10 protein-coding genes are annotated in these 11,192 nt (G+C 60.1%); 5 read left to right on the top strand and 5 right to left on the bottom strand.

The window, feature by feature from the left end; translation table 11 throughout:
• The first annotated feature begins 233 nt into the window (after positions 1-233).
• From CVS29_RS15800 to CVS29_RS15790, 3 genes are all read left to right on the top strand, one after another.
• The gene (locus CVS29_RS15800; protein WP_110107276.1) at positions 234-2,183 is read left to right on the top strand and encodes a penicillin-binding transpeptidase domain-containing protein; all 1,950 of its coding nucleotides are present in this window, start codon (positions 234-236) and stop codon (positions 2,181-2,183) included.
• 72 nt (positions 2,184-2,255) lie between these two features.
• Positions 2,256-2,534 (top strand): DivIVA domain-containing protein, encoded by a 279-nt coding sequence (locus CVS29_RS15795; protein ID WP_110107275.1) that lies wholly within the window; start codon positions 2,256-2,258, stop codon positions 2,532-2,534.
• Positions 2,535-2,644: 110 nt separating this feature from the next.
• Positions 2,645-4,525 carry a DUF2264 domain-containing protein gene (locus tag CVS29_RS15790; protein WP_110107274.1) on the top strand — a complete coding sequence of 627 codons (1,881 nt, stop codon included), beginning with the start codon at positions 2,645-2,647 and terminating at the stop codon, positions 4,523-4,525.
• A gap of 66 nt (positions 4,526-4,591) precedes the next feature.
• On the opposite strand, the gene CVS29_RS15785 is transcribed toward CVS29_RS15790, so the two are convergent.
• The 4 genes from CVS29_RS15785 to CVS29_RS15770 form a co-directional block, all read right to left on the bottom strand.
• Positions 4,592-5,062, bottom strand: a complete 471-nt coding sequence (locus CVS29_RS15785) for a hemerythrin domain-containing protein (protein ID WP_110107273.1) — start codon at positions 5,060-5,062, stop codon at positions 4,592-4,594.
• Between the two features lie 106 nt (positions 5,063-5,168).
• Positions 5,169-6,809, bottom strand: a complete 1,641-nt coding sequence (locus CVS29_RS15780; RefSeq protein ID WP_110107272.1) for an ABC transporter permease — start codon at positions 6,807-6,809, stop codon at positions 5,169-5,171.
• Between the two features lie 8 nt (positions 6,810-6,817).
• Positions 6,818-7,771 carry an ABC transporter ATP-binding protein gene (locus CVS29_RS15775; protein ID WP_110107271.1) on the bottom strand — a complete coding sequence of 318 codons (954 nt, stop codon included), beginning with the start codon at positions 7,769-7,771 and terminating at the stop codon, positions 6,818-6,820.
• A gap of 10 nt (positions 7,772-7,781) precedes the next feature.
• Positions 7,782-8,462, bottom strand: a complete 681-nt coding sequence (locus tag CVS29_RS15770; RefSeq protein ID WP_170121005.1) for a TetR/AcrR family transcriptional regulator — start codon at positions 8,460-8,462, stop codon at positions 7,782-7,784.
• 82 nt (positions 8,463-8,544) lie between these two features.
• On the opposite strand from CVS29_RS15770, the gene CVS29_RS15765 reads away from it, so the two are divergent.
• A complete protein-coding gene (locus tag CVS29_RS15765) occupies positions 8,545-9,255 on the top strand; it encodes an NUDIX hydrolase (protein ID WP_110107269.1) in 711 nt (236 codons plus the stop codon).
• Positions 9,256-9,306: 51 nt separating this feature from the next.
• Positions 9,307-9,516, top strand: coding sequence for a PLDc N-terminal domain-containing protein (locus CVS29_RS15760; RefSeq protein ID WP_110107268.1), 210 nt, complete (start codon positions 9,307-9,309; stop codon positions 9,514-9,516).
• A gap of 649 nt (positions 9,517-10,165) precedes the next feature.
• Here the strand turns inward: CVS29_RS15760 and CVS29_RS15755 are convergent.
• Complete coding sequence (locus CVS29_RS15755) at positions 10,166-11,161, bottom strand: malate dehydrogenase (protein ID WP_110107267.1); 996 nt, start codon at positions 11,159-11,161, stop codon at positions 10,166-10,168.
• Positions 11,162-11,192 lie beyond the last annotated feature (31 nt).

The following is an 11,192-nucleotide window of genomic DNA, read 5'->3' as shown; positions in this document are numbered from 1 at the left end:
GACACCCCACGCCCCCGATACCCCAAATGGCTCAAGAAACTCATCACCAAACAACTCAAAAAACGCTCATAACCAAGACAAACGCGCCCGTCCAGAGCCTGCTCAGAGCCCGCCCGGCGCCTTGAACAATTACGTTGGAGTGCACAGCAAATCGCAGCGAGAATCGCAGAGCGGCTACGTTGGCATCGCGAGGGGGAGCGGTAAGCTCAAACACAATCTACGTCAGGGAATCCATGTTTCGTCGCATTAAAATTTTACTGATTGCCTTTTTCCTCATCGTCGGCGGGAGTGCTTGTTCGGCACCTGATGACGGCACCTCCACTGCCGAAGCACTGGCCAAAGCCCTGGCATCTCATACGGTAGGGGACTTGAGTTTCGACAAGCCAGCAACGGACGTACAGAAAGAGCTAACGGAGCTTGCCAAGAGTATCGATCCAGTATGGCCAACGGTGGCTGTAAGCGGAGTTGAACTCTCTGAAGACACCGCCCGGGTATCGCTGAATTACACCTGGACGCTGCCGGACACTACGAAACCTTGGACTTACTCAACCGGCGCAGACATGAAGCGGGACGGGAAAAGTTGGATCATCACCTGGTCCCCGGAAATGGTGGTGCCCAAGCTTAAGGCTGGTGAGCGGTTCAAGCTCAGCACCACCAATGGGCAGCGTGCAGATATTCTCTCCGCCGATGGGGAAGCCATCGTGAAGGACCGGCCGGTGCACATTGTGGGCATCAACAAGGATGGCCTGAGCGGGGCAGAAGCTGAGGCTTCTGCCAAGGCACTGGCCGGGGTACTCGAGATTGATGCGGCGGCCTATGTGGCGAAGGTCAAGGCCTACGGTCCGGTTGCCTTCGTGGACGCCATCACCCTCCGTGAGGAGGCCTTTAATGAACTGGATCAGAACAAACTCAAGGCAGTCCCAGGCATTCTCGTGGTTCGCGATACCTTGCCGCTGGCACCAACACGCACCTTCGCCGCTGCACTTCTTGGCTCAGTTCATGAGGCTACTGCCGAAGATATTGAGAAGTCTGATGGCAAGGTGATCGACGGACAGATAGTGGGATCTGGCGGCCTGCAAGCTGCCTTTGACGCCCAGCTGTCCGGAACCCCCGGCATCACCCTCAGCGCCATTCCCGCCGCTTCCGCTAATGCAGCCGAAGGTGCGGCCACCTCTGTGGCAACGGACGGCCCCGGGGCCTTGTCAGCCGATCCCAACGCACCACCAAAAATCCTCTTCGCTGTTGACCCGGTGGACGGCAAGGATCTGAAAACAACGCTGGTTCCAGCGATGCAAAGCGCGGCAGAACAGGCACTGGAGAGTGTGAAAACCCCTAGCTCGATCGTTATCATGCGGCCATCAACGGGTGCCATCCTCGCCTCGGCTAATGGCCCCGATAGCAACGGCTACAACACGGCGTTCTTGGGCCAGTACGCGCCAGGTTCAACGTTCAAAATGGCAAGCTCATTGGGATTGATTCGCATGGGTATGGGGCCTGAATCCATTGTGAGCTGCACCCCGGAGTTTACGGCCGACGGCAAGAAGTTCTTCAATGCACCCGGCTACGCGCCAGATGCGCTCGGCCAGGTCTCGCTGACCACCGCCATCGCGCACTCCTGCAACACAGCCTTTGTTTCGCAGTTTGAAAATCTCTCGCAAGGAAAGCTGGCTGATGCGGCTGGGGCCTTGGGCATCGGCATGGAGAATGATCTGGGTCTTGATGCCTTTATGGGTGTTGTGCCGCGCGATTCCAAGGGTACCGAACATGCAGCCTCACTCATTGGACAGGGCAAGGTGCAGGTATCGCCGCTAGCCATGGCCACCATGATGTCATCCATGGTCAAGGGCACTGTGGTGACCCCGGTATTGATAGACGGCCATGACGGCAAAAGTAAGTCTGCTGAGGGCGCGGTCTTGACCGCTAAAGAGGCAGGGGAACTGCGCATCCTGATGAGGGCAGTAGTCACTGAAGGCTATTTGTCTACTCTGGCGGATCTTCCAGGAGCTGAAGCGATCGGAAAAACAGGAACTGCTGAATTTGGGACGGAAAATCCGCCACGCACCCACTCATGGGTCATCGCCGCCCAGGGAGATATTGCCGTGGCAGTCTTTGTGGAAGATGGTGATCTGGGTGCCATCACCGGCGGCCCGCTGGCCAAAGCCGCTTTGTCGGCAGCAAAATAGCGTTATTGCACGGCGCACAACCACTACAGGCGCACAACCACTACAGGCACACAACCACTAAAAAGGAGAAACATGCGCAGCTCAGATATATCCGAAGTCAAATTTCAACCCACACGCTTCCGCGAGGGCTACAACGTGCTTGAGGTGGATGCATTCTTAGACGTTGCGGAGAATGCACTGCGTGAGTGGGAGGCAGGGCGTGCGGGACAGTTGCTGTCCGACGACGTGATCAAGCAGAGTTTTTCGGCGACGAGATTTCGTGACGGATATGACCAGGATCAGGTGGATGACTTCCTGAACAAGGTCATGTTTGCTCTTAGGGGGTACGAAAAAAATACCACTAAGTACTGATCCATGCTGGACGCCACCGTGCGGGAAAGCCCTTTCCCTTAGACTGGTGGCAGCCTTCGGGTGCAGGCCCGGAGCGCCATCCTCCACGATACGCAGCAAGGTGACAGAGAATGATTGACATGCCACAGGCCAGCTGGGATTTGAGCCCCATAACCGGCTACACGCGGGAGCATTGGCTGGATGCTGCTGATGCTCAACTTCAAGCGGTACGGCCCTTCGCCTCAGCACAGCACGCGTTTTTCAATCTCCCAGGGACCGCCAGCATGTCCGGCGAGGTCTCTGACGGCTTGGAGGGATTCTCGCGCACCTTTATTCTCGCGGCCTTCCGGGTTGCTGGCGAAGACGGAGCAGACCCGCACGGTCACCTCGGTTTCTACCGCATGGGCCTGATTGCCGGCACCGATCCGGACTCCCCTGAAGCGTGGCCGCGCATCAACGTGACACGGCAGGCGCTGGTGGAGGCCGCATCCGTGGTGCTAGGGCTGCACCTGACACGCGGCTGGCTCTGGGACAGGCTTTCAGAAGAGGAACAGGACCATGTTCTTGGCTGGCTGGGCGGCTCGGTAGGTGTTGAGATTCCGGACAACAACTGGGTCATGTTCAAGGTCATGGTGCAGGAGTTTATTGCCTCCACAGGACAGGACTTTCAGGAACAAGACATCACCGCCGGATTGGCCCGCATAGAGGATTGGTATGTGGGTGAGGGCTGGTATAGCGACGGTAATGGCCAGCGTTTCGATTACTACGCGGGGTGGGCCATGCACCTGTACCCCTGCCTGTGGACGCTCATGGCGGCCTCTCGCGTGCCTGAACTTGCAGCGCAAAAGGCGGGCCTCTACAAGGAACGCCTAGGCCGCTACCTGCAGGACTTCTCCTATTTCTTCGGTTCCAACGGAGCGCCCCTCTTTCAAGGGCGCTCACTGATGTACCGTTTTGGCGCCACCGCCCCGCTCTGGCTGGGTGAACTCATGGGTGTCAGCGCACTGGCGCCCGGAGCCACACGGCGGATTGGCAGCGGCGCCTTGCACTACTTCAACGAGGGTGGGGCCTTCGGGGAGAACAACGTGCTCAGCTGTGGCTGGTTTGGTACGTTCGCTCCCATGACACAAATTTATTCCGGCCCGGCCTCTCCCTATTGGACCTCAAAGGGTTTCTTGGGCCTATTGCTTGATGCCGGGCACCCTGTGTGGACTGCCACCGAAATCTCCGCCCCCGTAGAGCGAGCAGATTCCGTGCGCACCCTCTCCGCTCCCGGGTTCCTGCTCTCCAGCACGGCCGCCGACGGCGTGGTCCGGCTGGCCAACCACGGTAGTGACAACTTTCCCGGCATCGTCGCCGGCGATGACCCGCATTACTCCCGGCTGGCCTACTCCACCCACTCCGCCCCGGAATATTGCCCGCCACTGGATAACCACATTGCCATCATGGACGTGCTGCTGGCTCCATCGCGCCGCACCGCCATCCACCGCCGTGAAAGTACGACGCCGGATACCCTGACCAGCGCGCATTCTCCAGTGTGGGGCAACGAGTCTCTGGAGACGGAATCGCCCTGGCAAATTACCTCCGCAACTGCCATGCGCGGGCCCTGGGAACTGCGTGTTCATGTAGTTGAATCAGCGGCACCACAATCGGCGCACCTTCGGGAAGGCGGCTACTCGGCACCAGCAGATAGTCATCTCCGCAGCTATTTGCTGCCAGTGACGGGTTACGCGGTTTCCGGTATTAAGAACATGGAAGGCAGCAACCCCATGGCGGAGCGGACAAGTGTTCCGTGGTTGTCGGGTGAGCACTCGGGAACACGCTCCGTGCATGCCTCACTGGCAGTACTCACGGGTGATCCCGCCGTCGTGAAACTACTCAAGGCCATGGCCCCGGACGGATCCACCCTGAAACCGGAAATCCGGGAGCAGCACGGTGTGCTCACACTGAGCGTTACGGCTCCGGATGGTGAACGCCTCAGTGCAGGCTTTCACCTGGAAGCGCGGGAGTAGGAGCACTGGGGCAGGGGACGGTGCCCTGTGAGGGATGATCAGCGCAGCTTAGGGGCGGGCGCCAGCTCAAGCTGAGCTGCAGACCCAGCCCTCCGGCATGGTTCCTTGTATAAGGAATTTACGCAGTTCAGCGCTTGCTACGGCACCGAGAATGTCATCCGCCTGCGTGTAGATGATGGGTTCCTCCTTGGCGTTGTGATCGCTCAGCAGGGCTAACAAGGTGGCACAGCTATGGCGCAACACCTCGGTTTCTGAGGTCTGTGCCAACATGCCGGTGACGGCGTCCAGCTGCCTCCAAAGCATGCCGTGCTCACGCAGCATGACAAAGATGGGGCCCATCAGGCCGGCTGCTTTCAAGTCAGGAAAGAGGAATACTTCTTCCAAGTAGATGTGCCGCCGCAGGCTCTCCAACGCCGTGACTAGCTGTGAGGGATCCACGCGGACGCCGCTGTCCAGCTCATCCAGGAAGGACTCAATTCCGCCGTCAATCTCGCGGTGCTCGCGTTCCAGGGCCTGGCCCAATGTTAATGCCGCCACAATTCCTCCGTTACGAAGCCGAGAAGCTAGCTTGGTGTTCCTTCAGGCTACTCCGGCGTCAGGCAGCTGTGCCATCACGCAGTTGCCAAGTCAGGCGGAAACCAGATCACTCAGAAGCCAGATCACGGCGGCGGAATTGCCAGACGCCCAGAATTGCCAGAGCCACCGCCAGAACTGAGAGGACCAGCAGTGGTAGCAGCATGAAGTTTTCGGCGGGTAGCCGTGGAACTGCGCCAAAGGGAGTGGCCGCAATGGCAGCCTCGGACAAGGAGAACAGAGCGCCAAACATGGATACCAGCACAGAGATCCCATACACAGCCCACGTCAGGCTCACACTGAAACGGGGCAGGAATCCATTGAGGAAAAGCAGCACGCCCATCATCAACAACACGGCCGGCCAGTAGGCGAGAGATGCGCCCGCCATCGCGCTGCCGGTGGCAGCACCATTGGAGGATGCGCCCGCCAAGTAACCGCCAATCAGCAACATCAGGCCAGAGCCGGCTGCGGCCACAAGAACGTGGGCACCCAGCCACGTGTAGCGCGAAAGCGCCCCAGCGAGCTGTGCCTCTAAGCGCCCTGCTTCTTCTTCACTGCGAGCAGTGGAGAGGCTTTGCACGGCAAAGGCGCCAGCAAGGAGGCCGTTGACCAGCGCAAAGATGCCAAGGACGCCGTCGAGCATGCTCGATGAGCTGCCCACAAAGGATTTGGCGAGGGCATTTGAGGGATCCAGTGCGTTCGTCATGGCTTGGGCAACACCTCCGAAGAATGCTCCGGCAACAACGGCGCCCACCAGCCAGCCCAGCAGGCTGCCGCGTTGCAGGCGCAGCGCCAGGCCTACGGGTTCACGCAGAAAGGCTGACGCGCGGGCTGGGCCACGGCGTTCCGGCAGCAGGCCCATACCAAGATCTCTGTTCGTTTCAATGCGCAAGGCCATGACGCAACCGCCAACAGCAAGAGCCAGCAGGGCCAGCAGTGGCCACCAGGTGTCTTGCCCGAAGGGGCGCATGTTTTGCGCCCATCCAATGGGGGAGAACCAACTCAAAGCAGCTGGGTCAACACCGTTGGATTGCAGATCAGCACCCGCGCGGATGAAGTAGAACAGTGCAATGAGCCCCACACCCAGTGAGTTAGTGCCCCGGCTGGTGGAGCTGAGCTGGCCACAGACGGCAGCCAACCCCACAAAGGCCAGCCCGGTGCCGGCAATGGAAGCCCCCATGAGGAGTGAACCAGCCGTGGGCAACCGCACGGACAGGCACAGCAAGGAGATGAGAAGGCCGCTGACAATACTCAGAGCACCCGCCACCACATAGTTGGCGGCGCTGTAGGCATGGCGGCCCATGACCGAGGACTTTAACAATTCGCTGCGCCCGGTCTCTTCATCGGCCCGGCCGTTGCGGGTGACCAGGAAAACGGAGGCGAAACTCAGTGCTACGGCCAAGGTCATCCAGATCTTGATGACCAGAATGCCGCCTAGTGATCCGGCCGCATAGGGCAGTCCTGTCATGGCCGCCACGGCAGGGGTGTTGGCCACTTGGGCATACGCATCGCGGGCAGCCTGGGTAGGGAAGGCCTGCTGCTGGGAATCGTAGACCACGGGGATCATGACAGCTAGGACGGCAGCCCACAGTGCCAGCTGCAGCCAGTTACGGCGCAGGATGAACCGGACAGAGAGCAGAAATCCTGTCATGGTGCCTGAGCCCGTCAACGAGCGGGCCCTGCCGCGAGGAGTCTGTACTGCCCCAACCATGGCGGAACTCATTGTGCACCCGCAATCTGGCTCGTGGACCCTGGTGCCGTAGCGTCCACGGCCCCGAGCCCCGTGCCTGCGTAATGGCGCAGGAACAGATTCTCCAACGAGGGAGGACTTGAAAGAAGAGAGCGGGGAGCGTAGGCCGAGAGTGCCAGCAGCACCGCGCCCAACTCGGCCTCGCCCACGGTGAACGTGGCGTTGGCGCCGTCAAGCACTAGATCGTTAATCCCGGCCACGGACGCAAGAATTGCGGCGTCCCGGTCCAGGACCACTGAAACGGTTGTCCGGTGGAGGTGGCGCAGCGCGTCCAATCGCCCGGACTCAACCGTCCTGCCGTCTCTGATGATCGTGACGGTATCGCACAGCTTCTCCACCTCGGCAAAGATGTGGCTAGAGAGGAGCACGCTGCGCCCCTCGGCCTTAACCTCACGAATACAAGAGGTGAACACCTGCTCCATGAGCGGATCAAGACCGGAGGTGGGCTCATCCAGAATCAACAGCTCGGCGTTGGATGCCAGCCCGGCAACCAGGGCAACTTTTTGCCGATTTCCTTTGGAATAACTGCGGGCCTTCTTGGTGGGGTCAAGTTCAAAGCGCTCCAGCAGGGAATCACGTAGGGCATTGTCCACGCCACCGCGCAAGCGGGAGAGAATATCGATGGCCTGCCCGCCTGTGAGGTTCGGCCACAGGCTCACATCCCCGGGCACGTAAGCGATGCGCCGGTGAAGGTCCACAGCATCACGCCACGGATCGCCGCCCAACAAAGTTGCGCTGCCGCCGTCGGACTTTAAAAGTCCCAGCAGGATGCGGATGGTGGTTGACTTCCCCGAGCCGTTTGGGCCCAGGAAACCGGCAACTGTGCCTTGCTCCACCTGCAGGTCCAGGCCTGCCAGCGCGGTAGTGCGACCAAATTTCTTGTGGAGGCCACTGACCTCAATGGCCACAGTATTTACAGCCATGATTCGTTCCTTACGGTGATGCGGTCTCTCCCGCGAAGCCCGCGGGTGGGTGGGGGAGCGGATGTGCCTCACGATAGATAAGGTACTGCTCCAGGTACTCCCGGTTGGTGAACAGGCCATCTGAATAGAGTTCGAGCGTGGGCAGCATGATGTCGGCGTAAAACTGTTCCATCACCCCTTGAAAGTCATCCAGCGCGGCGTCAGGGTGAATGGAGAACTGAACCATGAGCGAGCCAATGGATTGATAGGTCAGGAACCGGACGCGAGCCTCCTCATCGAGGCTGGGGATGACCAGCCCCCTCTTGACCGCGTTGCGAGTCAAGACAAGTGCCTCAGCAATCATTTGTTCAATGAAGTCGCGACCTGCTGCGCTGCCGTCTCTGACGCTGCGCAGGATGTACAGGAGGAGTATGCCAGCCTCCCTAGACGAGGGGAGCTGGGCGAAAAGCTGGGCGGGAGCGGTGTCCATGCTTTCGGTTTTGAGACTCCGGTACCTGTTGAGGACAGTGGCATCGCATTCTGCGCGCAATTGCTCCTTGGAGCCGAAATGATGGCGCACCAGTCCGGCGCTGACACCTGCCCGTGCGGCGATGGCACGCAGGGATTCAGCAAAACCCCGTGCGGCGAAGCATTCAATTGCGGCATCCCGCAACCGTGCCCGAGCTGTCAGATCTGCATGAGCTGTACTCATGAATAGCAGACTACTCGCATGTATAGTCCGCGGCAATGGGTATATCCGGCGCAGTCCAAACTGGGAGAGATAGGCTGTCTCCATGGAGACAGACGCGCGACTTGCACCGTTGGAAGATGCCTGCACCGTGGTCATTGTTCGTGACGGTGAACTGGGCCTTGAGACCCTGATGCTGGAACGGCCAGCGAGCAGCAGTTCCTTTGGTGGGGCCTGGGTTTTCCCTGGCGGGAAAGTGGATCCGGAAGACCGTGTGGACCGAACGGGTGCGGCCTTGGACGAGCTGACAGCAGCCCGCGTGGCCGGCCTACGTGAATTGGCCGAGGAGACTGGGCAGGCACTGCGCCCAGATGAGCTTATCTGGCTCTCGCAGTGGACGCCCATGCAGGCGCTTCCGCGCCGTTTCCGGACCTGGTTCATGCTGGCTCCTGCCACTGCTGCGCAAATTGTGCTCAACCCTGCCGAGCATCAGCGCCATGCGTGGCTGACCCCGGGGCAGGCCTTGGCCCGCCACGCCCGGGGCGAGATGAAGCTGGTACCCCCAACCTGGGTCACCTTGCACAACCTCGACGGCGCAACCTCCGTCCAGCAGGCCCTCGCCGATGCGCGGGAACATACGGCATTGTCCTATAACACCCATTGGCTCATGCCACCGGATGGAAGCCGCCCGTCAGGTGTTCTTTGGGCGGGCGACGAAGCCTACCCAGGGTTCCGGGATGGTGCAGGTGTTGGCGCAGGTGCCAGGCACAGGCTCACCATAACTGGCCTGCCCTGGGTCTTTGAACACAGTAACTAGCTGCATAAGCGGCTGGCACAACCAAGGGAAGAAAAGGAAGCGTGTGAAGGCATGAAGAAAAAATGGAGTGATGTGAGCAGGGGACGCCAGATCGTCATCGTCCTAGCAGGAATTGTGCAGCTGGCCTTACAAGCTGCTGCCTTACGTGACATCGCCAAAAGAACCCCGGCGCAGCTCAATGGCCCCAAGGCGGGGTGGGTGGCGGCGTCGTTCATTAACTTTGCCGGACCCATCGCCTACTTTGCCAAGGGCCGCAAATAGCGGCAGAACGCAAAGCTCACGTCCCAGTTTCAGGGCTGTGGGCCAAGCCGACCTCGAGGCGCTAAGAATAGTTGGGGAAAGGTTCGTAGACTAAGCGTTCCGGCTGTAGAAAGTGGGACGAGCATGAACCACCAAAACTTTGGCAGGATGCTGGGTATCCCCCTGCGACCGTGGGGAAGGCATATCGCCCGCCCGCCTGGCCCTGCAGGGATTGATTCACACGGCAATTGGTATTTTTGCACTGTACTGGTCGCTACGGATTGCCGGGGGCAAACTCAGCGATGACACGGAGCTGGCCGCTATCGCAGGAATACTGCGCATGCTGGCCATTCCGGCAGCCATCTTCTTTGTGATCTTCACGCTGTACGGCCTGCTCCGGCTCGCCGTGGGTATCCTAGATTTTGTGCCGCGACACGATGTTCAGGGCCTTGTTGTGGCCACAGGGTCCCGGCAATTCGGCGACATGCTGCCCCGCATTGTGCAAAACATGATCTGGAACCGGAGCCGGAATGGCTATTCGGGGCACGACAACCGCCGGATCCGGCACGAACTGGTGCTGGAAACCGCCACTGGAACAAAAACCTTTACAGTCAATCCAGGCAGTGTAACGGCCTGGATGGGTCGGGGGGCCCGGATGGGGCGGCGCGGATCAGAGCAGGCCGAGCTGGGCTACGGCGTCCCGTTCGGACAGCAACTCCGCAACGGAGGCGTCGATCCGAGTGCGGGAGAAGTCGCTGATTTCCAAACCCTGCACAATCGAGTATTCACCGTTATGTGTGGTGACGGGGAACGAACTAATGATGCCCTCTGGCACACCGTAGGAGCCGTCGGAAGGCACAGCCATACTGGTCCAATCACCGTCCGGAGTACCCTGCACCCACAACCTCATATGTTCGACGGCGGCATTGGCGGCTGACGCTGCCGAGGAACCACCGCGCACCGAGATGATCTCGGCACCGCGCTTGGCCACGCGCGGGATGAATTCATCCGCAATCCAAGATTCCGCTACGAGGGATGTCGCAGAGACGCCATTGACGGTGGCGTGGGTGATATCCGGGTACTGGCTGGCCGAGTGGTTGCCCCAGATGGCCAGCTTCCGGATGGCCGCCACGGGTTGGTCCATTTTTGCGGCCAACTGGGCCAAGGCGCGGTCATGGTCCAGCCGGGTCATGGCCGTAAAACGCGAATCAGGGATGTCGGGTGCATGCGCAGAAGCAATGAGTGCGTTGGTATTTGCCGGGTTTCCCACCACAACCACCTTCACATCCTCGGCGGCGCCAGCGTTCAGGGCCTTGCCTTGGACTGAGAAAATCCCGCCATTGGCAGAGAGTAGGTCTGCCCGTTCCATGCCCGGCCCCCGCGGGCGGGCCCCGACAAGCATGGCGATGTTGACGCCGTCGAACGCCTTGGCGGGATCGTCAAAGACCTCCATGCCAGCCACAAGCGGGAAGGCGCAGTCCATGAGTTCCAACGCTGTGCCTTCGGCAGCCTGAGTTGCCTGTGGGATCTCCAACAGATTCAGCTTGATGGGAACATTGGGCCCCAACATGGCTCCGGAGGCAAGGCGAAAGAGCAGTGCATAACCGATTTGGCCGGCAGCACCGGTGACAGTGACAGTAACAGGGGTGGAAGCATGTGCACTCATGGGGCCAGTCTAGCCATGCCAGTGCCCGCTG

This window comes from Arthrobacter psychrochitiniphilus, from assembly GCF_003185915.1.
Taxonomy (GTDB): domain Bacteria; phylum Actinomycetota; class Actinomycetes; order Actinomycetales; family Micrococcaceae; genus Specibacter; species Specibacter psychrochitiniphilus.
This window is presented reverse-complemented; position numbering and strand designations above follow the sequence as displayed.

Coding starts and splice junctions, on each gene's coding strand:
- CVS29_RS15800 (WP_110107276.1), top strand. CDS start 234: ATGTTTCGTCGCATTAAAATTTTACTGATTGCCTTTTTCCTCATCGTC.
- CVS29_RS15795 (WP_110107275.1), top strand. CDS start 2,256: ATGCGCAGCTCAGATATATCCGAAGTCAAATTTCAACCCACACGCTTC.
- CVS29_RS15790 (WP_110107274.1), top strand. CDS start 2,645: ATGATTGACATGCCACAGGCCAGCTGGGATTTGAGCCCCATAACCGGC.
- CVS29_RS15780 (WP_110107272.1), bottom strand. CDS start 6,809: ATGGTTGGGGCAGTACAGACTCCTCGCGGCAGGGCCCGCTCGTTGACG.
- CVS29_RS15775 (WP_110107271.1), bottom strand. CDS start 7,771: ATGGCTGTAAATACTGTGGCCATTGAGGTCAGTGGCCTCCACAAGAAA.
- CVS29_RS15770 (WP_170121005.1), bottom strand. CDS start 8,462: ATGAGTACAGCTCATGCAGATCTGACAGCTCGGGCACGGTTGCGGGAT.
- CVS29_RS15765 (WP_110107269.1), top strand. CDS start 8,545: ATGGAGACAGACGCGCGACTTGCACCGTTGGAAGATGCCTGCACCGTG.
- CVS29_RS15760 (WP_110107268.1), top strand. CDS start 9,307: ATGAAGAAAAAATGGAGTGATGTGAGCAGGGGACGCCAGATCGTCATC.
- CVS29_RS15755 (WP_110107267.1), bottom strand. CDS start 11,161: ATGAGTGCACATGCTTCCACCCCTGTTACTGTCACTGTCACCGGTGCT.